Annotated in this window: 20 protein-coding genes; 10 read left to right on the plus strand and 10 right to left on the minus strand. The window is 73.2% G+C overall.

All coding sequences use genetic code 11. The features are described from left to right. Positions 1-1,218, minus strand: a complete 1,218-nt coding sequence (locus ACQP1P_RS15645) for an aminotransferase class I/II-fold pyridoxal phosphate-dependent enzyme (protein WP_433087354.1) — start codon at positions 1,216-1,218, stop codon at positions 1-3. A 352-nt stretch (positions 1,219-1,570) separates the two neighbouring features. Here ACQP1P_RS15645 and ACQP1P_RS15650 point away from each other — a divergent pair, with 352 nt between their 5' ends. Next, complete coding sequence (locus ACQP1P_RS15650) at positions 1,571-5,248, plus strand: ATP-binding protein (RefSeq protein ID WP_433087356.1); 3,678 nt, start codon at positions 1,571-1,573, stop codon at positions 5,246-5,248. A 142-nt stretch (positions 5,249-5,390) separates the two neighbouring features. On the opposite strand, the gene ACQP1P_RS15655 is transcribed toward ACQP1P_RS15650, so the two are convergent. The 4 genes from ACQP1P_RS15655 to ACQP1P_RS15670 form a co-directional block, all read right to left on the minus strand. Beyond that, on the minus strand, positions 5,391-6,545 hold the full coding sequence (locus ACQP1P_RS15655; RefSeq protein ID WP_433087358.1) for an AAA family ATPase: 1,155 nt from the start codon (positions 6,543-6,545) through the stop codon (positions 5,391-5,393). Positions 6,546-6,813: 268 nt separating this feature from the next. Beyond that, a complete protein-coding gene (locus ACQP1P_RS15660; RefSeq protein WP_433087360.1) occupies positions 6,814-7,566 on the minus strand; it encodes an SDR family NAD(P)-dependent oxidoreductase in 753 nt (250 codons plus the stop codon). Continuing rightward, positions 7,563-8,546, minus strand: coding sequence for a 3-oxoacyl-ACP synthase III family protein (locus tag ACQP1P_RS15665; RefSeq protein ID WP_433087362.1), 984 nt, complete (start codon positions 8,544-8,546; stop codon positions 7,563-7,565). Before ACQP1P_RS15665 ends, ACQP1P_RS15660 begins: the two co-directional genes overlap by 4 nt. After that, positions 8,543-8,797 (minus strand): hypothetical protein, encoded by a 255-nt coding sequence (locus ACQP1P_RS15670; RefSeq protein WP_433087364.1) that lies wholly within the window; start codon positions 8,795-8,797, stop codon positions 8,543-8,545. Before ACQP1P_RS15670 ends, ACQP1P_RS15665 begins: the two co-directional genes overlap by 4 nt. 283 nt (positions 8,798-9,080) lie before the next feature. Between ACQP1P_RS15670 and ACQP1P_RS15675 the strand changes: the two genes are divergently transcribed. From ACQP1P_RS15675 to ACQP1P_RS15710, 8 genes are read left to right on the plus strand one after another with little or no spacing between them, the layout of a single operon-like run. Continuing rightward, complete coding sequence (locus ACQP1P_RS15675) at positions 9,081-9,962, plus strand: class I SAM-dependent methyltransferase (protein WP_433087366.1); 882 nt, start codon at positions 9,081-9,083, stop codon at positions 9,960-9,962. Between the two features lie 13 nt (positions 9,963-9,975). After that, positions 9,976-11,529, plus strand: coding sequence for a flavin-containing monooxygenase (locus ACQP1P_RS15680; RefSeq protein WP_433087368.1), 1,554 nt, complete (start codon positions 9,976-9,978; stop codon positions 11,527-11,529). Positions 11,530-11,534: 5 nt separating this feature from the next. After that, the gene (locus tag ACQP1P_RS15685; RefSeq protein WP_433087370.1) at positions 11,535-13,019 is read left to right on the plus strand and encodes an FAD-binding protein; all 1,485 of its coding nucleotides are present in this window, start codon (positions 11,535-11,537) and stop codon (positions 13,017-13,019) included. Between the two features lie 47 nt (positions 13,020-13,066). Beyond that, the gene (locus tag ACQP1P_RS15690) at positions 13,067-14,383 is read left to right on the plus strand and encodes an alpha/beta fold hydrolase (protein WP_433087372.1); all 1,317 of its coding nucleotides are present in this window, start codon (positions 13,067-13,069) and stop codon (positions 14,381-14,383) included. 7 nt (positions 14,384-14,390) lie between these two features. Continuing rightward, positions 14,391-15,170, plus strand: coding sequence for a thioesterase II family protein (locus tag ACQP1P_RS15695; RefSeq protein ID WP_433087374.1), 780 nt, complete (start codon positions 14,391-14,393; stop codon positions 15,168-15,170). Between the two features lie 13 nt (positions 15,171-15,183). After that, positions 15,184-16,680 (plus strand): multicopper oxidase family protein, encoded by a 1,497-nt coding sequence (locus tag ACQP1P_RS15700; protein ID WP_433087376.1) that lies wholly within the window; start codon positions 15,184-15,186, stop codon positions 16,678-16,680. Positions 16,681-16,694: 14 nt separating this feature from the next. Next, positions 16,695-17,882: a methionine adenosyltransferase gene (gene metK / locus ACQP1P_RS15705; RefSeq protein WP_433087378.1), complete on the plus strand. Its 1,188-nt coding sequence runs from the start codon at positions 16,695-16,697 to the stop codon at positions 17,880-17,882. Between the two features lie 28 nt (positions 17,883-17,910). Further along, positions 17,911-18,411, plus strand: a complete 501-nt coding sequence (locus tag ACQP1P_RS15710) for a DUF1772 domain-containing protein (protein ID WP_433087380.1) — start codon at positions 17,911-17,913, stop codon at positions 18,409-18,411. A gap of 107 nt (positions 18,412-18,518) precedes the next feature. Here ACQP1P_RS15710 and ACQP1P_RS15715 read toward each other — a convergent pair whose 3' ends face one another. After that, positions 18,519-18,890, minus strand: a complete 372-nt coding sequence (locus ACQP1P_RS15715) for a four-helix bundle copper-binding protein (protein ID WP_433087382.1) — start codon at positions 18,888-18,890, stop codon at positions 18,519-18,521. Positions 18,891-19,110: 220 nt separating this feature from the next. After that, entirely contained in the window at positions 19,111-19,668 is a 558-nt protein-coding gene (locus tag ACQP1P_RS15720) for a hypothetical protein (RefSeq protein WP_433087384.1), read from the minus strand. 727 nt (positions 19,669-20,395) lie between these two features. Between ACQP1P_RS15720 and ACQP1P_RS15725 the strand changes: the two genes are divergently transcribed. Continuing rightward, entirely contained in the window at positions 20,396-21,148 is a 753-nt protein-coding gene (locus ACQP1P_RS15725) for a hypothetical protein (protein ID WP_433087386.1), read from the plus strand. 171 nt (positions 21,149-21,319) lie between these two features. Here the strand turns inward: ACQP1P_RS15725 and ACQP1P_RS15730 are convergent, their stop codons facing one another. The 3 genes from ACQP1P_RS15730 to trxA form a co-directional block, all read right to left on the minus strand. Then, positions 21,320-21,769 carry a DUF1931 family protein gene (locus tag ACQP1P_RS15730; protein ID WP_433087388.1) on the minus strand — a complete coding sequence of 150 codons (450 nt, stop codon included), beginning with the start codon at positions 21,767-21,769 and terminating at the stop codon, positions 21,320-21,322. 161 nt (positions 21,770-21,930) lie between these two features. Next, complete coding sequence (locus tag ACQP1P_RS15735; RefSeq protein ID WP_433087390.1) at positions 21,931-22,491, minus strand: DsbA family protein; 561 nt, start codon at positions 22,489-22,491, stop codon at positions 21,931-21,933. A gap of 180 nt (positions 22,492-22,671) precedes the next feature. Further along, a complete protein-coding gene (gene trxA, locus ACQP1P_RS15740) occupies positions 22,672-23,106 on the minus strand; it encodes a thioredoxin (RefSeq protein ID WP_433087392.1) in 435 nt (144 codons plus the stop codon). Positions 23,107-23,132: the final 26 nt, after the last annotated feature.

A 23,132-nucleotide genomic window follows, 5' to 3' on the forward strand; every position in this document is an offset into this window, starting at 1 on the left:
CTAGTCCGCGATGAGCCGGCACTCGCGCGCCGCCTTGAGGAAGGCCTCGGCGGCGACGTCGATGTCGGTGGTGTCGTGCCGGGCGGTGATGGCGATCCGCAGGCGGGCCAGGTCGTTCGGCACCGCGGGGGAGACCACCGGCAGGCCGATGACGCCGGCCCGGCGGCACGCGGTCGCGTAGTCGTAGGCGGCCTCGTCGGAGCCGGCGATGAGCGGGATGACCGCGCTCTGGCTGTCCAGCGTGCGCATGCCGGCCGCGTTGAGGATGCGGCGCAGCCGCTCGGCCTCGCGCTGCGTGTGCTCGACCCGCCAGGGTTCGGCCTGCAGGATGCGCAGCGACTCCAGTGCGGCGCCGACCTGGGCCGGGGCGAGGGCGGCCGAGAAGAGGAACGGCCGGGCGTTGTACCGCATGTGCGTGATCAGCTCGCGGGTGCCCACCACGTAGCCGCCGTTGGACGGGATCGCCTTCGACAGGGTGCCGAGCTTGATGTCGACCTTCACCTGGTTGTCGAAGTGCTCCTCGATGCCCCGGCCGGTGCGGCCGATGACGCCGAGCGCGTGCGCCTCGTCGACCATGAGCAGCGCCTCGTGCCGGTCGCAGACGGCGCGCAGCTCGGGCAGCGGTGCGATGTCGCCGTCCATCGAGTAGACGCTGTCGACGATGACCAGGCGGACGCCGTCGCCGCCGACGTCGCTCAGGCGGCGGTCGAGGTGGTCGGGGTCGTTGTGGCGGAAGCGGGTCACCGTCGCGCCGCTGAGCTTGCAGCCGTCGACGATGCTGGCGTGGTCGTACTTGTCGATGAACACGGTGTCGCCGGGGCCCACGATGGCACCGATCGTGCCCACGTTGGCGGCGTAGCCGGAGCCGAACACCATCGCCGCCTCGCGGCCGGTGAACTGGGCGACCTCGGCCTCCAGCTCCTCGTGCAGCGGCGTGGAGCCGGCCAGGGCGCGCACGCCGTGGGTGCCGGTGCCGTAGACGTCCAGCGCCGCCTTGGCCGCCGCGACGATGCGCTCGTCGCCGCCCAGGCCGAGGTAGCTGTAGCCCGACATCATGAGGTAGCGCTCGCCCGAGATCTCGCCGTAGGCGCTGTGGCGGTCGTGCTTGTAGGGCACGAAGCTGTTCTTGCGGCTCGGGTCCGACTCGAGCGCCGCGACCCGGCGGTTGGTCGCGGCAACCCGGGATTCGAGACGCCGCCAGCCATCGGAAGTATTCACGCCTGTCTCCTCGTCACGATCGTCCGGTGCACGCATTTCTACGGAGCGGGCCGCAACGGCGGCGCAACATGGCCGCCACGCCTCCGGCACCGGCGCAAACGGTTGGGAGGCAAGGGATCGCGTCACGGTTGCGCCCGGCGCGGGGCCCGGGGTCACCCGGCCGGGGTCGTCCGGCCGGTCGGCCGCGGGGCCGGGGCGATGCGCATCTGTTGCGCTCCATCGATAGAACGGCAAACGGTGGCGCCCGCCGCGAATTGGACGCCCGGAATCCATCTGCGCTTTCTTGACGAAGCGCGGCGATGAACGCTTATAGTCGAGCTTCAATACGTGACGGATGCGGGGTGGCCGGACGTTGTTGATCAAGCTGTGCGGGCTGATCACGATCGAGGAGTCCGACCGGCCGACCCGGTCCCTGTCGAGCGCCCAGGCCCAGGTCGCGTTCGCCCGCCTCACCCTGGAGCGGGTCAACGGCACGAGCCGCGACCAGCTTGCCGACACGGTGTGGCCGGACGGCCCGCCGGACACCTGGGCCTCCGCGCTGCGCAGCGTCGTGAGCCGGGTCCGCGCGTTCGCGGCCGGCGCCGAGGACGGCGGCAGCGCCGGGCTCGTCTCCCAGGGCGGCCGCTACCTGCTGCGCCTGCCCGACGACGTGGTCGTCGACGTGGAGCGGGCCGAGGCCGACGTGCACGGCGCCGCCCAGGCGTTCGCGGGCGGCGGCTACGCCGAGGCCCAGCGGCGGGCCGCCGCGGCGATCGAGTGCCTGCGCGGGCAGTTCCTGTCCGAGCACGAGGGCGAATGGGTGGCCGGGGTCCGCGAGCGCCTCGACGGCCTGCTGGTCCAGGCGCTGGAGACCGCCAGCCTGGCCGGCTCGGCCCTCGGCGACGCCCGCACCGCGCTCTACTGCGCCGAGGAGGCGGTCCGGCTGGCGCCGCTGCGCGAGAGCGCGCACCGCTGCCGGATGGCCGCCCACGTCGCCGCCGGCAATCGGGCCGAGGCGCTGCGCTCCTACAACCACCTGCGCCAGGCGCTCGCCGACGAGCTCGGCGTCGACCCGGCGCCGGAGACCCAGGCCGCCTACCTCGAGCTGCTCAGCGGCCCCGAGTCCCGCCCGGCCGCCCGCTCCGGCGGCTCGCCGGCGGCGGCCCGCGGCCCGGCCGTGCCGTTCGTCGGCCGTGGCGCCGAGCTGGAGGCGATCGAGGACGGGTGGAGCCGGGCCGAGCGCGGCGAAAGCGCGCTGGTGCTCGTCGCCGGCCCGGCCGGGGTCGGCAAGACCCGCCTGGTCACCGTCGCCGCCCGGCAGATCAGCCTCGACGGCGGCATCGTGCTCTACGGCCGCTGCGACCGTGACAGCCCGGTGCTCTTCCAGCCGGTCGCCGCCGCGCTCACCGACCTGCTGGCCGATGTCCCGGCCGAGCTGGCCGCGGCCGCCCGGCGGGTGCTGGACCGGCTCGCCCCGCCGGCCGAGGGGCCCGGGCGCCGGGCCGAGCTGCTCGCCGCGCTCGGCGACGTGCTGGCCGGGCTGGCCGCCCAGCGCCCGGTGCTGCTCATCGCCGACGACCTCGACGCCGCCGGCGACGACACGCTCCTGCTGCTGCGGCACCTGCTGCGGTACCGCCGCGACTCCCGCCTGCTCGTGCTCGGCACGTTCGACCCGGGTGCCGACTGCGCCGGCGCCGCGGCCGCGGCCCTGCGCGACCTGGAGCACGACGACGGCCGGGTCCGCCGCCTGGCGCTCGGCGGGCTCGACGAGACCGCCGCCCTGGCGCTGGTGCGCCGCCTCGCCCCCGACCGCTCGGCCGCCCGGCTGCCGGCCCCGCACCGGCTCATGGCCGACACCGCGGGCAACCCGTACCTGATGCTGGAGCTGCTGCGCTGGCACCGCGAGCGGGACGGCGACAAGCTGCCGCCGGCGATCCACGACTACGTCTCGGCCCGCCTGGCCCGGCTGGACCCGGCGCCGATGCAGCTGCTGCGCACGGCCGCGGTCGCGGGCCGCTCGTTCGAGCTGGAGCTGGTCGCCGAGGCGGCCGAGCTCGACGCGGGCCGGTCCATGGACTCCCTCGACGTCCTCATGGGCCTGGGCATGATCGTCGAGGCGCCCGCGCGCACCGGCGACGGCGGGCGGGCCGGCCGCTACCGCTTCGCCTACGACCTGCTGCGCCGCTCGGTCTACGAGCGGCTCAACGACGCGCGCCGGCGCTGGCTGCACACCCGCCTGGCCGACGCGATCGAGATGCACCGGGCCGGGCAGCTCGGGCGGTACAGCCGCATCCTGGCCCACCACCGCGCGGCCGGCGCAACGCCCCACGGCGACCAGCGCGCGGTGCGCTGGAGCTGGCGGGCCGCGGCCCGGGCCACCGCCGAGGGTGCGGCCACCGACGCGGTCCGGCTGCACCGGCTGGCGCTGGAGCACGTGCCGGCCGGCGACGAGGAGGTGCGCGCCGAGGCGCTGACCAATCTGGGCCTGGCCCAGCTCGCGGCGGGCGAGGCCGGCTGCGAGGAGACGCTGCTGGACGGCGCGCTGCGGGCCATGCACCACGGCCGGCTCACCGTGGCCGCGCAGGCCGCGCTCGGCCTGGCTGACGCGGTGCAGCTGCGCCCGGCGCTGCGCGGCGAGGCCGAGGCGCTGATCGGCACCCTGGTCCGCCGGGTCGTGCACCGCTGGGACGGGCCGGCGTCCGGCGCCGAGTTCCCGCCGGCCCTGGACGAGCGCGGCGACGGGGACTGGGCCGGGCGTCGCGACCGGTCCCGGCCGCTGGCCGCGGTCGACGACGCCACCATCGGCCGGCTGCTGGCCCGGCAGGCCCGCCTCGGCGCCCCGGTCGCGCGCGGCCCGGCGGCGAGCGCCGGCCTGGACGCGCTCGGCCGGCAGCTGCGGGCACTGGAGAGCCCCGAGGAGGTACGCCGGCGGCTGGACCTGTCCGGCGACGTGCTCGCGCTGGCCGGCGTGGTCGGCGACCACCGCTGGCAGCTGTTGGCCGCGCACCACCGGGCGATGGCCGCGCAGACGCTCGGCGATCTGGCGGTGCGCGGCGAGGCGCTGCGGAGCCTGGCCGGCGCGGGCGAGGCCGGCGGAGCGCACGACGAGCGCCTCGCCGACATGCTGCTGACGGAGCACGCCGTGGCGGTCGCGCTGACCCAGGGCCGGCTGTCTGACGCGATGCTCACCGCGACGCTGGCCGCCCGGGCCGCCGGGCCCGCGTACGGCCCGCTGCCGCTGGGCATCTCGCCGACGCCGGGTGTGCTGGCCGGACGGCAGCTGTTCGCCGCGCAGTGGCTCGTGCTGCCGCCGGAGGGGCGCAGCATGCGCGTGCTCGCGCTGGACTCGCCCGCGTTCGACCCCTACGGCGAGGTCGCGTACGGCCAGTCCGGGCCGTACGGCGGGTACGGGCAGCACGGCGGGTATGGGCAGCACGGCGGGTATGGGCAGCACGGCGGGTCCGGGCAGCACGGCGGGTCCGGGCAGCACGGTGGGTCCGGGCAGTACGGCGCGTTCGGGGCGCTCGGCGAGGCCGACGGCGGCGGCGACGACCCGGTCGAGGAGGCGCTGGCGGCGCTGGCCCGCGGCGAGCGTGGTGCGGCCGCCCTGCGGCTGCGCTCCCTGGCCACCGGCGTCGAGCCCCTCGCGGCCGGGGACATGTTCCTGCACCAGGCCGGCGTGCTGGCGATGGCCGTGTACGAGCTCGGCGATGCCAACACCGCCGAGGCGACCAGGGCGCTGCTGCTGCCCTACGCCGACCTCTACTGCGGCGTCGGGTACCGCAGCTTCGCCGGCCCGGTCGCGTTCCACCTGGGGCGGCTCTCGGCCACCCTCGGGGACTGGTCGGCCGCCGAGCGGTACCTCACCGCGGCCCTGTCGCAGCTCGGCGAGTTCCGGGCCCGGCCGTGGATCGCGCTCGCCCAGCAGTCGCTGGCCGAGGCCCTGCAGGGGCGGGCCCGGGCCGGGGACAACCGGTGGGCGGCGGCATTGCGGGCCGAGGCGAGCCGCGTCCTCACCAGCCTCGGAGCCCCTCGTGCGGCCTCGGCGTAGCACGGAAGTCGGCAATATTCGGCAATTCGCCCCAATGGCGCCGATAACGGCAGCCGGCAATTTGTGCGACTCGGCGAATCGCCCCCAGGCCAGCGAATCGGCGTGCGGCGCAACTCGACCTACACGCTGTAGGTAATCTCTTCTACAGGTGAATGCGGTCGATCGCCGTGCTGCCGGCGGAGGTCGCGGAGCCGGCCAGCCGCTCGGCGATCGAGCCGGAGGCGTCGCCCTCGCCGGACGTGGTCATCAGCACGGTCACCGGCCGCTGCACGCAGGCGTGCCAGAGGTGGGCGAGCACCTGCACCGATGCCGGGTCGGCCCACTGCAGTTCGTCGAGGACCAGCAGCGTGGGGCGGCGGGCGGCGATGCGGGACAGCCAGGTGCCCAGGGCCTCGTCGATGCGGCTGGCGGCGGAGTCCCAGGGCCAGGCCACCTCGACCGGGGGCCCGGAGCGGGCCACGCCGATGCGGGCGCCGACCTCGGGCAGCAGCCGGACGATCTCCTCGACGTGACCGTCCAGATAGGACCGTAATCGCTCGACCGCGCACCCGCCGGCGTAGGAGCCGAACGCCTCGCGCAGCGCGCCGTACTCGTCCGGGTGCTGGCGGTCCCACCGGCCGTACAGCACCAGCGCCCCGGCGGCGTGCGCCCGCAGCGCCAGGTCCGCCCCGATGGCCGTGCGGGCGGCCCCGCTGCCGCCGTGGACGAGGGCCATCCGCAGGTGCCCGGCGGCGCTGTGCCGCCAGATGCGCAGCAGGTCGCGGCGGTGCGGCGCCGTACCGGCCGAGTCGGCCTCGACGGCCTCGGCGGCGCGGCGGGCCCACTGCAGGTTCGACGGCGCGTCGCTGTCGTCGTCCTCGCGGGCCAGGCACAGCTCGTAGACCCGCTCGGGCGGCTTGTCCCGGTCGGGCGTCCACACGCCGTGGTAGAGCAGGTCGGCGTCGCGGGGGAGGGTGGCGCCGACGAGGATCGCGGTGGCCGCGGCCATCAGGATCTGCCCGCGCGCGGCGCGGGCCAGCAACTGCGCGGCCCGGGCCGGGCCGGCCGGTCCTTCGCCGGCCGTGCACAGCACGATCCGCATGCCCCAGCGCCGGGCGTCGTCGCCCTCGGCGCGCGGTGCGGAGGCGCCGTCGGTGCCGTCGTCCAGGGCGACGACCATGTCGATCGCGGCGCGGGCGGCGTCGAAGCCGCCGTCGAACAGTGCACGCAGCGTCCGCACACCGCCCCGCTCCTCGAGGTGCACGTCGAAGCCGTCGGCACCGAGCGCGATGTCACGAGCCAGGTCGGTTTCCGTCATTTGGAATCGGTCGTCGAACTCGGCCAGCAGAAGCGTTGCCAATGCAGAGGTCATTTGGCGCCAAACGGGCAGCCGGAGGCGTCCGGGCGATCTTATCGGGGTCACCCGCGAAGCTATCACGCCATCGCTATTTGCGCGCGAGCAAAATCTTTCGGCACTCTTGGAATCAGGTGACGGTTTGAAAACGGCATGGGGCGATCGGCTGACTCTTGCGCCAATCGCCCCGCATCTGCAACCCCTGATGCCGATGAAACATCGTGAATCAGATTCAGGTAACGGAAACGCCGCCGTCAATGCTCAGCACCTGGCCGGTAATGAAGTCGCCGTCCAGGAACAGGCCCATCGCCCGGGCGACCTCCTCGGTCCGGCCGAACCGCGGGATCGGCGTCTTGGACCGGATCCCCTCGGTGACGGCGTCCGACAGGTCCTGCGTCATCCCCGTGATCATGAAGCCGGGGGACAGCGCGTTGACGGTCACGCCGCGCCGGCCGCACTCGGCCGCCAGCGTCCGGGTCAGCCCGATCACCCCGGCCTTGGAGGCCGAGTACGCGGTCTGCCCGGCCGTGGCGATGAGCCCGGACGGCGAGACGATGTTGACGATCCGGCCCCACCGGCGGCGCAGCATGCCGGGCACGGCGGCCCGGCACGTGTGGAACGTGCCGATGAGGTTGGTCTCGATGACCGCCCGCCAGTCCGCCGGCGACTGCATGGCCATCAGCGAGTCGCGCCGGATGGCGCCGTTGTTCACCAGGACGTCGACCGGGCCGAGCCGGGACTCGATCTCGGCGTTCATCGCCTGGACCGCCTCCCAGGACGCGACGTCGCCGCTGACGACGATCGCGTCGTTGTGCAGCTTGGCCCGCACGGCCTCGGCGCCCTCGGCCGAACTGTTGTAGTGCACCGCGACCCGGCACCCGAGGGCGTCGAGCTCGATCGCCAGCGCCTGGCCGAGCCCGCCCGACGCGCCGGTGACCAGCGCGACGGGCGAGGCCGGCCGGGGGCGGCCAACGGTGTCGGTCATCGGTCGGCCCCCCACTCGATCAGCATCGAGCCCCACGTCATGCCGGCGCCGAAGCCGGCCAGCAGCACGAGGTCGCCCTGCTTGATGCGGCCCGCGTCCAGCGCCTCGGACAACGCCAGCGGGATGGACGCGGAGGCGGTGTTGCCGTACCGATCCAGGTTGGTGACCAGCCGCTCCGGGTCGATCCCGGCGTGGTTGAGCACCGAGTTGATGATCCGGATGTTGGCCTGGTGCGGCACGACGTGGTCCACGTCGCCGACCTTCACCCCCGCCTTCTCCAGCGTCGCCCGCACGGTCCGCACGGTGAAGCGCACGGCGTTGAGGTAGATCTCGTTGCCGTTGATCCGCGCGTAGTGCAGGCCCTGCTGGGCCGTCTCCACGGTGGTCGGCATCCGGCTGCCGCCGGCGAGCACCTTGAGACTGCCGGTGCACGCGCCGTCCGCGCCGAGGTCGAAGGCGAGCAGCTTGTCGCGCGGCTCCGGCGTCAGCACGACCGCGGCCGCGCCGTCGCCGACGAGGATTCGCAGGTCCCGGTCGGCCGGGTCGACCGAGAGGCTGTGCGTGTCGGAGCCCACGACCAGCATCGGCCGCGGGTCGAGCTGCATCAGCGCCACCGCGTGCAGCAGCGCGTAGACGAAGCCCGAGCACTCGGCGTTCACGTCGTGCGCGCTGGCCTTGAGGCCCAGGTCGTGGGCCACGAACGCGGAGGTCGCCGGCGAGGGCTGCTCCGGCGTCGCGGTCGCCACGACCAGGTGCGCGATGTCGGCCGCGGTCAGCCCGGCCCGCGCGATCGCCGCCCGTCCGGCGTCCACCGCGAGGCTCGCCGTGGTCTGCCCGGGCGACACGATGCGCCGCTCGCGGATGCCGCACCGGCTGACGATCCAGTCCTCGTCCACGCCCAGGAGGCCGGCCAGCTCGGAGCTGGCCAGCACCTGTTCCGGGACGGCGGTTCCCCAGCCGGTGATGCCGAAGGCGCTCACGACGCCGCCGGCTCGCTCACCAGCGCCGCGATGCGACCGTGCACGACCCGCATGGTGGTGGTGTCGTCGATGTCCTTGAACAGCGACTCGTCCGCCGGGATGTGCGGGTACTTGTTCTGGAACCCGTACAGCCACTCCATGAGGTCCAGCGAGTCGACGTCGGCGATGTGCTGGATCGGGGCGTCGGGGTCGACGGCGGCGGCACCCGAAACCTCACGCAGCTGGTCGGCGAGCTCTTCGACGGTGGGCATGTCCATCTGGTTGGCTCCTGTCATCTCCACGGTTCTGCCTGGCTCGTAGCAAACGGTGTCCGGCGCAACGGGGCCGCAACGTCCGTCGATATGGCGTTGACCTGGGCGGCCGTCGTGTTGCGGGAGAACGGGCCGCAGGCCTGGGGCCGTGTGCCGCCGGCGCGGGGCGCACCGCGGCGTCGTCGCCGTTGCGCGGCTGTTGCGGCGAACCGGTTACCTCACACCTCGCAGCCATAGAAGTGCCGCCATGCAATCAACCGCAGGAAGCGACAAGGAGGTCCGCATGACGACGGTCCTGGCCGGTCCGGTGAACCCCGAGGTCGGGGCGATCCGCCACCACTACGAAGTGAGCAACGCGTTCTACCGGATCGTGCTCGGCCCGACGATGATGTACTCGGGCGGGTACTGGAGCGACGGCGAGGACCGCTACGCCGCGCATGACGAGGGGCAGTACCGCAAGCTCGACGCCTTCATCGAGCTCGCCCGGGTCAAGGGCGCCGACCGCGTGCTGGACATCGGCTGCGGCTGGGGCACGATGCTCGACCGGGTCACCCGCGTGCACGGCGCCAAGGCGGGCGTCGGTCTCACCCTCAGCCGCACGCAGGTCGACTGGATCGAGACGCTGAACAACCCGGCGATCGAGGCGCGGGTCGAGTCGTGGGAGGACCACACCACCGACCAGCCCTACGACGGCGCGTTCTGCATCAACGCGCTCGAGCACTTCGTGCTCTCCAGCCTGCCGCCGAAGGAGCGCACCAAGCGCTACCAGTTCTTCTTCGAGCGGGTGCACTCGCTGCTCAAGCCCGGCGCCGGCTTCGTGCTGCACACGATGACCGCCGAGCGCCTGCCGCTGAACCGCCAGCTGCTGGACGACCTGAAGTTCCTGCAGCGGGAGGAGTTCGCCGGCTGCCACATCCCGCACCTGTCGGAGCTGACCGCCGGCGCCGAGGGCCTGTTCGAGGTCAACGAGATCAAGAACGAGCAGCTGTCGTTCGCCGACGCCTGCCGGGTGTGGCTGCAGTACCTGGCCGAGCGCCGGGCCGAGGCCGTGGCCCTGGAGGGCGAGACCGTGGTCGCCCGCTTCGAGCGCTACCTCGACATCTTCGCCTACACGCTCGAGGACAAGTACTTCAACAACTTCCGCGTCGTGCTCACCCGGCGCTAGAGGGGAACCCGCAATGACCAGCACTGTTGAGACTCCGGCCGAGGTCGGCTCCGGCGGTCCGGGCGGCAGCGGCGGCCCCGGGCGCCACGTGAAGGTCGCCATCATCGGGACCGGGTTCTCCGGGCTCGGCATGGCCATCCGCCTGCGCCAGCAGGGCTCGGACGACTTCCTGCTCTTCGAGCGCGCCGGCGAGATCGGCGGCACCTGGCGGGACAACACCTACCCGGGCTGCGCCTGCGACGTCATGGCGCTGCTGTACTCCTACTCGTTCGCCCCGCGCGCCGAGTGGAAGACCACCTTCGCCAAGCGCGACGAGGTCCTCGACTACCTCAAGTGGTGCACCGAGCGGTACGGCATCGGCCCGTTCATCCGCTTCCACCACGAGCTGCTCGGGGCCCGCTGGGACGAGGCCGCCAAGGTGTGGCGCCTGCACACCAGCCAGGGCGACTACACCGCGAACGTCCTGGTGACCGGCACAGGCTACCTCAGCGACCCGTCCATCCCGGACATCGAGGGCCTGTCGTCGTTCCAAGGCGCGATGTTCCACTCGGCCAACTGGGACCACGACTTCGAGCTCAAGGGCAAGCGGGTCGCGGTCATCGGCTCGGGCGCCTCGGCGATCCAGTTCGTCCCGGCGATCCAGCCCGAGGTCGGCCGCCTGGACCTCTACCAGCGCACGCCCCCGTGGGTCGGGCCGAAGCCGAACAAGACCATCGGCGCCTCGCACATCTGGGTGCGCAAGCACGTGCCGGGCTACCAGAAGTTCCGGCGCAACTTCAACATGTGGGGCCGCGAGATCGTCGCGTTCTTCATGAGCGACCCGAAGAAGGCCAGCCAGAGCATCCAGGGCATGGCCGCCAAGCACCTGAAGAAGAGCGTCGCCGACGAGCAGCTGCGCGCCCGGCTGACCCCGGACTACGCCGTCGGGTGCAAGCGGCTGCTGTTCAGCAACACGTGGTACCCGGCCATCACCTCGGCCAACGTGGACATCGTCAGCGACGGCATCAGCCGCGTCACCCCGACCGGCGTCGTCGACGTCAACGACCGGGAGCGCCCGGTCGACGCCATCATCCTGGGCACCGGCTTCCGGGCCACCTCGCGCCCGATCGCCGAGCGCGTCTACGGCCGCGGCGGCGTGCGCCTGGCCGATGCGTGGAGCGACGGCATGGCCGGGCACCGCGGTACCACCATCGCCGGCTTCCCGAACCTGTTCATGATGCTCGGCCCGAACACCACGCTCGGCCACTCGTCGCAGACCGTCATGATCGAGGCCCAGCTGGCCTACATCATCGACGCGGTGCGCCAGATGGACAAGCGCGGACTGACCAGCGTCGAGGTGCGGCCGGAGGCCCAGGCGGCCTACAACGAGCGGCTGGCCGGCCTGCTGCACGGCACGGTCTGGAACGCGGGCAGCTGTGCCAGCTGGTACCTCGACGCCAACGGCCGCAACTCGTCGATCTGGCCGACGTACACGTGGCGCTTCCGCGGCCTGACCAAGAAGTTCGACCTCGAGTCCTACCAGGTCACGGTGGCCACGGGCGCCGGCGCGCCGGCCCGGGCAGCGTGAGCGCGATGACGACGTCGCGTCGCACACTGTTCAAGGGCGCGGCCGCGGCCGCGGTCGTCGGGTTCAGCCAGGCCGGCGGCTGGGTCACCGCGGCGGCCGCCGCCCCGCCCGGCACCGTCCCGGTCCCGGCCCTCGACGGCACGCTGGAGACGGCGCCGTCGGTGCTGGCCGGCTTCTCGCACGACTTCGGCGAGCTGGCCGGCGGCGCCCCGCGCGCCGTGCTTCGGCCCGGCTCGGACGCCGACATCGTGAAGATCATCCGGTACGCCCGGCGGCTGAAGCTGCCGGTGGCGGTGAACGGCCAGAGCGGTACCGGCACCGACCTGGAGTCGCACTCGAACTACGGCCAGGCCCTCGTGCCCGGCGGCATCGCGATCGACTCGCGCTCACGGCACACCATCCACCGCATCGACACCGGATCCGCGGTCGTCGACGCCGGCGTCACCTGGGCTCAGCTGGCCGACGCGGCCCTGGCGACCGGGCAGACGCCGGCGGCGCTGACCGACTACCTCAACCTCTCCATCGGCGGCGTGATCTCGGTCGGCGGCGTGGGCGGCACGGTGCAGCGCTACGGCCTGCTCTGCGACACCGTCCTCGAGGTCGACGTGATCCTGGGCACCGGCGAGCTGGTCACCGCCTCGGCGACCAGCCGCTCGGACGTGTTCAACGCGGTGCTGGCCGGCGGCGGGCAGTACGGCATCATCACCCGCGCCAAGATCAAGCTGGTGCCGGCCAAGTCCCGCGCGCTCAACCTGAACCTGTACTACGACGATCTGGCCACCTACATGGCCGACGCCGAGCGGATCATGCGCGAAGCCCGGTTCGAGCACCAGGAGGGCGGCATCGTCCCCACGGCCGACGGCAGCGGGTGGCGGTACAAGATCGAGGCTGTCTCCTACCACGACGGCCCGGCGGCGCCCGACCAGGCCCGGCTGCTGGCCGGCCTGCGCGACGACCGCGCCTCCCTCGATGTCGCCGACTACACCTACCGGGAGTGGATCTTCCGGGCCGACGGGTGGGAGGCGTTCCTCAAGGACGGCGGCTACTGGACCCAGGCCAAGCCGTGGCTCAGCATGGTGTTCCCGGCCGCGTCGGTGCGCCCGTTCGTACGCGCCGTTGTCGCCGAGCTCACCGCGGCCGACCTCGGCGGCGGCTTCACGGGTCTCTACCCGTTCCCGACCCGGCGGCTGACCCGGCCCATGTTCATGCTCCCGGGCAGCGGCGACCCGGTCACCTACCTGTTCGACCTGCTGCGCTTCCCCGGCCCGGACCAGACCGGCGACATCGCGCGGATGCTCAGCCAGAACCGGCGCCTGTACGACCTCGGCGTCTCCCTCGGTGCCAAGCGCTACCTGGTCGGCGCCGTGCCGAACATGACCGGCGCCGACTGGCGCCGGCACTTCGGCCCGCAGTGGCCGATCGTCCGGCTGGCCAAGCAGCGCTTCGACCCGGACGGGATCCTCACCCCCGGTCAGGGCTTCTTCGCCTGACACGGCGCCCGGCGCCGCTTGCGGTTTCTTCTGCCTGAGGAGTGGTCATGCATCGCTACGACATCGTCAACGACGCGGTCATCGGCGCGTCGCCCGAGCGGGTCTGGGACGCGCTCATCGCCGAGTTCCAGGGTGCCCGGAAGTGGTGGGTGCCGGCCAACACGTTCCGGACCACGGCCGGCTCGCCGGACCGCCGGGGCGGCACGGTCGAGGTGACCGTGCACCCGAAGGGCGTCGACAAGGGCGGCCCGAAGCTGCGGTTCATCGCCCGCACTCGCATCGTGGAGCCGGGCCGGCTGCTCGTCGCCGACTACGTCGGCGGCGCGTTCAGCGGCGTCAGCACCTACCGGCTGGAGCCGTTGGACGGCGGCCGGACCCGGCTGCAGATGCACTTCCTGGCCGACCCGCAGGGCCCGGCCAAGATCCTCTCCAAGCTGGCCGACATCGCCAAGGAGCACACCAACGCGACCAAGGCCGCGTTCGAGCGCCTCGACGAGCAGCTGCGCGGCGACGCGCCGGCCACCCCGGCGCCGATCGAGCTGCGGGTGCGCACCGACGACGGCGCCCGGCTGGCCGTCACCGCGCACACCCCGGCCGCGGTCACCCCCGCAACCCCGACCGTCGTGCTCGCGCACGGCTGGGGCGCCGGCCGCCCGACCTGGGACGCCGTCGTCACCCGGCTCGTCGCCGACGGCTTCCCGGTCCTCACCTACGACCAGCGCGGCCACCAGGGCTCCACGATCGGCTCGGACCCGTTCACCGTCGAGCGGGTCGGCAGGGACCTGGCCGCGGTGGCCGGCACGGCCGACGGGCCGGTCATCGTCGTCGGGCACTCCGGCGGCGGCTTCGGCGCGCTGGCCTTCGCCATCGCCGACGCGGCCGACCCGGCCGGCCGGCTGTGCGGGCTCGTCCTGCTCGGCACCGCCGCCCACGGCCAGTACGTCGGTGACGGCGAGGCCAGGATGATGGGCAACCCGGTGTTCAGCTGGGCCCTGGGCCGCGGCCCGGTCGGCCGGGGCATGCTGCGGCACACGCTGGGACCGGCCGTCCCGGCGCACGAGCAGGAGACCAACCGGCGCCTGTTCGCGACCGTACCGCGGAAGATCCGCGAGGCCGCCTTCCGGGCCAGCAAGGACATGGACCTGCGCGAGGGCCTGGCCGCGGTGACCGTGCCGGCCGTCGTGCTCTCGGGCGCCGAGGACAAGGTCGTCGACCCGGCGCTCGGCGAGGCGATCGCGGCGGCCATGCCGCGCGCCCGCTACGAGCGGCTGCCCGCCGCCGGGCACATGCTGCCCATCGAGGTGCCGACCGTCGTCGCCCGCGCGGTCGCCGAGCTGCACGCCCCGGCGTACCAGGCAGGGTGAGCCGGGCATGAGCTCGCCCTGGTTCAGCGGCCTGTCGGCCGACCGGTCCGGCGGCGTGGGGGAGCGGCCCTTGCGGCTGTTCTGCTTCCCCCACGCCGGCGGCGGGAGCCGGTTCTACAACCTGTGGCGCCAGCGCCTGGCGCCCGGCGTGGTCGAGGTGTGCGCGATCGTGCTGCCCGGCCGCGACGGGCGGCTGCTGGAGCCGCCGTACAACCGGATGGAGCCGCTGGTCGACGACCTGACCGGCGCCCTGGCGCCGATGCTGGACCGCCCGTTCGCCTTCTTCGGGCACAGCCTCGGTGCCGCCGTCGCGTTCGAGACCGCGCACCGGCTGCGCACCCTCGGCCTGCCCCAGCCGCGATGCCTGGTCGTCTCCGGGCGCCGGGCGCCGCACTCGCCGGTGCCGCCGCCGTTCTCCCACCTGCTCAGCGACGATGAGATGCTGGCCGAGGTGTCGAGCCTCGGCGGGCTGCCGGCGAAGTCGCTGCGGCACACCCGCGCGATCGAGGCGCTGCTGCCCAGCCTGCGGGCCGACTACCGGATCAACGACACGTACCTGCCCACCGGCGGGCGGCCGCTGGACCACCCGATCTACGCCTACGCCGGCGACCGCGACCCGATCGCGGCGCCGGACGACGTCGCCGGCTGGCAGCTCGCCACCACCGGCGCGTTCCGGCTGCGGGTGTTCCGCGGCGACCACTTCTACCTCCGCGACGCGCCGCCGGACTTCGCCGCCGCCGTCGTGGCCGACCTGCGCGAGGCGGCTCCCTCGGCGGTACCGCGATGACGGCGGTACCGGGATGAACGCGCTCCGCCCGCTGCGGGTGCTGCTCGCCGTGGTCCTCGGTCTCGTCGCCGGGGGACTCGGCTACGGCGGCTGGCTCGTCCTGCGCCCGCCCGTCGACACCGTCGGCCGGGTCGGCTTCGAGCACCCGCTGCGGGTCCCGCCGCTCGCCGAGTCCACTGTGGATGGCGGCGGAGTGCGCCGGTTCGCCCTCGACGCCCGGCCCGGGGTCAGCGACTTCGGGCACGGGCGGACGGCCACCTGGGGGTACAACGGCGCCTACCTGGGCCCGACGCTGCGGCTCAAGCAGGGCGAGAAGGTCCGGGTCGACGTGCACAACGGCCTGCCCGAGGCGACCACCGTGCACTGGCACGGCATGCACCTGCCGGCCGCCGCCGACGGCGGGCCGGCCCACCCGATCAGGACCGGCGGCACCGGCACGGCGGCGTGGACGGTGAACCAGCCGGCGGCGACGCTGTGGTACCACCCCCACCCCGACGGCCGCGCGGAGGAGCAGGTCTACAAGGGACTGGCCGGCATGGTCATCGTCGACGGCAGCGGCCCGGCGGCCGACCTGCCGTCGCGGTACGGCGTCGACGACCTCCCGGTCATCGTGCAGGACAAGGGGTTCGAGGACGACGGGAACTTCCGCGTGCCTAACCCGCTCGGCGGCACGCTCGGCATCCTCGGCGACACGCTCCTGGTCAACGGCACCGAGGGCCCGTTCCTCGACGTGACCTCGTCGCTGGTGCGGCTGCGGCTGCTCAACGCGTCCACGGCGCGCAGCTACCTCTTCGCCTTCTCCGACGGGCGCTCCTTCGACCTCGTCGGCACCGACGGGGGGCTGCTGGCCGCGCCGTACCGCACCGACCGCATCGAGGTGTCGACCGGCGAGCGGGCCGAGATCGTCGTGGCGATGAAGCCCGGCGAGCGCGTCGTGCTGCGCAGCCTGCCCCCGGACCCGGACGGCGGCACCGTCGTGCGGCAGTTCCAGGGCGGCGGCGACCGCTTCGACGTGCTGCAGCTGCGCGCGGCCGCGGCGCTGAGCCAGTCCCGTCCTGTCCCGCCCCACCTCGCCGACGTCGCCCGGCTGGACCCCGCCGGCGCGATCCCGCGCACGTTCGAGCTCGCCAACCGGGCCATCAACGGGCAGAAGATGGCCATGGACCGCGTCGACGTCGTCGCCACCCGAGACGTCACCGAGCGCTGGACGATCCACAACGACGACTTCATGCAGCACAACTTCCACCTGCACGGCACGCGGTTCCAGGTGGCGGCGCTCAACGGCCGTGCCCCGCCGCCGCCGTTGTCGGGCTGGAAGGACACCGTGAACCTGCGCCCCGGCGACCGGATCGAGCTGCTGGTGCGCTTCACCGACTATGCCGATCCGACCACGGCGTACATGTACCACTGCCACCTGTTCAAGCACGAGGACAACGGCATGATGGGCCAGGTCGTCGTGATCGACCCGGGCCAGCAGGTCAGCCTCGGCCACCACCACCACCATCCGTAGAGGGGACACCCGCCGTGCCACGCCGACTGTTCACGTCCGAGTCCGTCACCGAGGGGCACCCGGACAAGATCGCCGACCAGATCAGCGACGCCGTGCTCGACGCGCTGCTTGAGCAGGACCCGCGCAGCCGGGTCGCCGTCGAGACCCTCATCACCACCGGCCAGGTCCACATCGCCGGCGAGGTGACCACCACCGCATACGCCGACATCCCCGGGCTGGTCCGCGAGACCGTCCTCGGCATCGGCTACGACTCCTCGCACAAGGGCTTCGACGGCGCGTCCTGCGGCGTCAGCGTCTCCATCGACGCGCAGTCGCCCGACATCGCCCAGGGCGTCGACTCCGCGATCGAGGTGCGCGAGGGCGCCCAGGTCGACGAGCTGGACCTGCAGGGCGCCGGCGACCAGGGCATGATGTTCGGCTTCGCGTGCAGCGAGACCCCGGAGCTCATGCCGCTGCCGATCGCGCTGGCCCACCGGCTGGCCCGCCGCCTCGCCGCGGTGCGCAAGGACGGCACGGTGCCGTACCTGCGCCCGGACGGCAAGACGCAGGTCACCATCGAGTACGACGGGCTGCGCCCGGCCCGCCTGGACACCGTCGTCATCTCGTCGCAGCACGCGGCCGGCATCTCGCTGGAGTCGCTGCTCGTCCCGGACGTGCGCGAGCACGTCGTCGGCCCGGAGCTGGAGGTGCTGGAGCTCGACACGAAGGACTTCCGGCTGCTGGTCAACCCGACCGGGCGCTTCGAGATCGGCGGCCCGATGGGCGACGCCGGCCTCACCGGCCGCAAGATCATCGTCGACACCTACGGCGGCTACGCCCGCCACGGCGGCGGCGCCTTCTCCGGCAAGGACCCGTCGAAGGTGGACCGCTCGGCCGCCTACGCGATGCGCTGGGTCGCCAAGAACGTCGTCGCCGCCGGCCTGGCCGAGCGCTGCGAGGTGCAGGTCGCCTACGCGATCGGCAAGGCGCACCCAGTCTCGCTGTTCGTGGAGACCTTCGGCACCGAGACGGTGCCGGTGGAGCGCATCGAGAAGGCCGTCAACGAGGTCTTCGACCTGCGCCCCGCCGCGATTATCCGGGATCTGGAGCTGCTCAGGCCGGTGTACCGGCAGACTGCGGCCTACGGGCACTTCGGCCGGGAGCTGCCGGGCATCACGTGGGAGCGCACCGACCGCGTCAACGACCTGAAGTCACTCGTCTAGGTTTCGCCGATTCTGGAGGTACACCCCCGTGTTCGCTGCACCATCGTCCCCCTCCGGCGCGGCGGGCGCGGCGCTCGGTCTGGCCGGTGCCGGCACCGGCGTGATGGCCGGGCTGTTCTTCGCCTTCGACGCCGCGGTGATGCCGGCGCTGGCCGGCACCGACGACCGCACGTTCACCGAGTCGATGCGCTCGATCAACCGCTCGATCGAGAACCCGCTGTTCGGCCTCGTGTTCACCGGCGCCCTGGCCGCCCCGGCCACCGCGGCCGTGCTGCTGCACCGCAACGGCGATTACCGGGCGGCCCGCTGGGCGGCGGCCGGCGCGGCGCTCTACGGCGCCGCGGTGGTCGTGACCGGCGCGGTCAACCTGCCGCTGAACGCGGGGCTGGCCCGTACCGCCGACGTCTCGGCGGCGCGGGCCCGCTTCGAGCGGCGCTGGCGGACGGCGAACGCGGTGCGCACCGTGCTCACGACGGCGGCCGCGGTCTGCGTGGGCCGGGCCGCCGCCCTGCACGGCCGGGAGTCCTGAACGGGCCGGAAGTCTTGGATGCGGCCACCTGCGGCGAGCGGACCCGAGGGGTTCGCCCGCCGCGGCCTGTCCGGTCGTGCACGAGGGATACGCCCGCTCCCGCCCGGTTAGCCGTGCAGGCCGCGCAGGGCCTGCCGACACGCCTCGGCACACCGAACGGTCGTCTCCGAGCACATCCGGCAGTGCTCGTGGTGACCGGCGTGCTGCGCGCACAGCTCGGCGCTGTGCTCGCAGGCCAGCACGCACGCCTCCAGCTGCGAGCTGAGCAGCGCGGCGTCGCTGCCGCGGCTGAGCACCCGGCGGGTCGTCGCCAGTACGTCCGCGCAGTTCAGATCCCGGATGATCGCGTCCTGCAGCGTCCGGACGTCGTCCTCGGTGACCATCGCGGCGGCGCAAGCCGTGACGGCCTCCTCGCACTCCAGCATGGCATCGATCGCCGCCCCCAGGCGCTCGCTGCTCAACTGGGGTCGGATACTCACGGTGAACGTGTCAAGGAGCTCCCGGGTCTGCGGCATGGCGATCCTTCCGGTGTCGGATATAGGGGCCGCCCATGCTCCTACCGCGGAATGGTCGCCTGAAACCGGCTCACCCCCGCGCACACCCCTGAACAGTGAGCGGCCACCGACGGGCCCAGGTCGCGGCCTGACCACCGCGCTCCGCTCGTCTGCGGTTCTGCATCACCCTCCCGCACCACGCCGCCTACGTCGCGCGCAGACCGGCCAGAACAACCGGGTCCGGCTCCTTGATCCCGAGCCCACCGGCAAGGGTAGGGGCGTAGCCGTTCAAGGCCCGCCATAGCTGCGGGTGGCCGGCGAGCGCGGTCGCCGCCACCACCACCTCGTCGCCGCCGCGCAGCCACGCCAGGTGCCGCACCGCGTGCGCGGCGACCGCGTCCGCGCTGACCTCCCCCGGGCTCGGCGCTGTGGGGTCGCCCGAGTGGGCGATGCCGTGCGGCGCGAGCGGGACCGCATCCGGCTCGGGACGGCCGTCGAACACCGCAACATGGGTGAGCACCACGGCACCGCCGGCGTAGCGCCACGAGGTGGAGTGCAGAATCGTCAGAGGTGGCGGCGCCCAGACAGGCTGAGGACCATCGCACTGGGCGCCACCCTGCTCGGCCGGCACGGCCTCCCGCCGAGCGCCCACGAGTGAAGCGGCCAACCTGGCGGCCGCTGCGTCGGGATGCGTCCCCGCGGGCAGCGTGCCGGCGACCGGCCGGTAGGACACCGCCCCGTCGCGAGCCCCCACGATCAGCACCTCGATGCAATCTGGCCACGATGGTCTTGCTCCACCACTGCCACTGTGCAGTATTTGCCACTAAGTTGCAACAGTGGAGCGGCGGTCGGCTGCTCACATTCACCCCTCGTCCTCGAAGAAGGTCCGCATGGGCACCCCCGACACGCGGCTGACCCCGGAACCGGCCGACACACCCTGACCGGACCCGCCGCTCCCCACGGGGCGCGGTGACGGTCCCGCTCGCTCCACGACGGCGAGCGGGACCAGCGCTCGATCGGCGATCCGGTCAGGCGATTGTGGCAAGGTGGACGGCGGCGACGGTGACCAGGCCGGCGCCGAAGACGGTGATGCCGCCGGCGGCCAGGGCCGGGGTCACGCGGGAGGCCAGCCGGAGTGTCGTACGGGATCGGGCGCTTCGGGTGACCAGGGAACTGCCGGCCACGGCGAGAACGCCGACCGCAATCACCCGCACCGCCCGGCAGACCCGGCTCCGCCTCGCCGAAACCTGGCCCTGGACAACAGCACTCCCTGCCGCGTTCGCCCGGCTCGCAGCTCTGCCGCAGCCGACCGCGTGAACCGGCACCACGAGCCGGCAAGCCAACTGGAGCAGCCCGGCGCGACGGCCGGGAGCGCCACATCGACCCACCGCCAAACTCCCTCGATCAACGGCTGGCGAAAGACCGAAGTCAGTGTCGGGTTGTCGTCCGAGGCGGCGGGACGCGTGTGAACATGCTTAGTCTCGGCGGCCGTGAAGAGACTCCTCGCGGTCGAGCACGTTCGGGTGCAGCTGCTCCTGATCTACGCGGTCACGCCGATGGTCGCCGCGGTCTTCTGGCTGGGCACCGGGGCGGGACCGGCCGCCGGCCTCCTGCCGGTCGCGGCGGCTGTGCTCGTCGTCTGGGGGATGGGGGCGTTCGTGGTGCTGCGGGTGATGGGGCCGCAGCGGTACGTCGAGGAAATGGCCGAGCTGGAGGCCGGCCACTGCTGGGTCAGGTGGAGCTACGACGAGGCGCAGTGGGCGTCCGCCGTCGCGGCCGAGCGCGCCCGCCAGCAGCGGCTCAACCGGCCCACCTTCGTCGCGCTGGCTGCCGCCGGCGGCGTGGCCGTCGTCGTGGCGCTGGTGACCGAGGTGTCCACGCTGTTCGCGGTCCTCGCCCTCCTGGTGCTCGTCGGCGCCGCCACGTGGCTGGTGCTGTGGCTCGGCGCCGGCGGGCCGGCGGCGCGGCGCGGCCGCACAGGAGAGGTACTGGTCGGGCGGCTCGGGGTGCTGCGGCGCCCGGGCACGTATGCGGCGTTCGCGCCCACCGGGGCGCTGACCAGCGTGGAGCTGGTGGGCACGGCGCCGATGCGGATCGTGTTCACCGCCACCCGGTTGGCGCCGTCGCCGTGGGCCCACTGGATTCGGGAGCAGATGGCCGACCTCGTCGTGCCGGCCGGGCGGGTGGACGAGGCGCGGGCGCTCGTGGAGCGGTTCCACCGGGAGGTGCTCAGCCGGCGGTAGGGCCGGCTTCACGAGCCTGTCCGGGACGGCCGGGATCTGACCTCGGCCGGACCGGGATTGAGGTTCGGGGGTGGCCGAGGGGGTCTCTCGACCCACAGTGCAGCGAGCTGGCCGGCACGGTCCTGGTGCTGTTCCGGCCCGTGCCGCCTCATCGTGGCCTGTGCCTTCCGATCACAGCAGAAGGTTGAAGATCCGGAGTGCCGCGTCCCATTGTGCGGTCTGCGGGTTCTTGCGTTCAGGCTCCATGATCTTGAAGGTGCGCGCGAGCGCGACGCTCAGGCCACCGACGATGCCCGGCAACCGGCGCTCGGTCTCGTCGCCCAGTGCGAGGTCCAGCGGTGGCCTTGGGGTGAGCGCGTCCAGGATGGGGCGCAGCTCGATCTCTTCGTCGAGCTCCCGGAACTCGTGGATGCGCTCCTGCAGGCCCTTCGTCACCGGCAGGTCATGCGGCGCGATGACGTCGCGACCGTTCGCCTTCGCCGTGGCCTGTGCGATCAGGAGCAGGTCGTACACCTTCTGGTCGACGAAGTCGCTGTAGCGCTTGAGGTCGTTCTTGTCGACGTCCAGACTCGCCGCCGCCCGGAAGAAGCGTTCGAATCGGTTGATGGCCAGCACCGGCATCCCGGTACCTCCTTTCTGCGCGTCGTCGGCAGCTACCCGCAATCGAGCCGCGCATGCGCCGTGGTACCTCAGCGGCTGAGGGCGGCGTCGCGTGATTCGAGCAGGGCTCCACCGGCGACGGCTTCACGGGCGTTTCCGCTCCGTGGCAAGCGGGGCCGGCGTCAGCGTTCGGCGTCCGCGGCGGCCTCGTCGACGGCGAATTCCAGCTCCGCCAATGAGTAGCCGCCGTCGTGCCGGTCGCCGTTGATGAAGAACGTCGGCGTGCCGTTGACCCCGCTGTGGACCCCGCCGACGAAGTCCGACCGGATCTTGGCGAGGTACTGGTGGCTGCGGATCGTTCCGGCGATCGCCTCGTCGTCGAGCCCTATGGCCTCGGCGCCCGCGAGGATCGTCATCGCGTCGAGCTCGTCCTGGTGTTCGAAGAGCCAGTCGTGCATCTGCCAGAAGCGGCGCTTGCCGCCGGCCGCCTCGGCGGCTTCCGCCGCCATCTCCGCGGCCGGGTGGACGTTCGTCAGTGGGAAGTGCCGGTACGCGAACCGCACCGCGCCCTGCCGCCGGTGCAGCAGCTCGCCGACGATCGGGTGCGCCCTGGCGCAGTACGGGCACTGGTAGTCGCCGTACTCCACGAGCGTGACCGGCGCGTCGACGGGTCCGAGCGTGTGATCGCGGTCGGTGACCGGTACGACGAGCCGGGCACCCGCGCTCTGCAGTGGCGTTGTCATGGCGTCTCGTCCTCCTGTTCATCTCGGCGCGCCCGGGTTCGCCTCGCGGCGCCCGGCGACCGTCGTCCCCTGGACATGGCCACCATGGTCGGCGCGCCTCGGGGAGACCGCATCACCCACTCGAAGTGGGAGGCTCGCGCCACACCGGCGGTACACGGGGGCACCTGGCTACCCGAGCGATCAGCGGATGCCCGCAAGGGCCGTGTCGGCCCACTGGCGCAACGCAGGTGCGGGAGCGGCGCCCGACGTGCGGGCGAGGACCCGGCCGTCGTGCATGATCAGCAGCGTCGGCACCGCCTTCACGTCGAAGCGCCGGGACAGCGCCGGAGCGGCGTCCACGTCGACCTTGACGAGCTTCAGGGTGCCGGCGAGCTCCCGGGCGACCTGCTCCAAGGCGGGAGTGACCATGCGGCAGGGCCCGCACCAGGCCGCCCACAGGTCGACCACCACCGGGATGGCCGACTGCTCGGCCACGGCGGCGAACGTGGTGTCGGTCGCGTCCGCGATCCACGGCAGGGGCTGATGGCAGTTGCCGCACCGCGGCACGCCGGGGGAGGCCGCGGGGACGCGGTTGCGGCGCCCGCAGTGCGAGCAGGCGACGATCTCACCGCTCATGCGGGGGCACTACCCGCGGTGGTGGC

It is taken from the genome of Dactylosporangium sp. CA-052675 (assembly GCF_050947935.1).
Lineage (GTDB): Bacteria > Actinomycetota > Actinomycetes > Mycobacteriales > Micromonosporaceae > Dactylosporangium.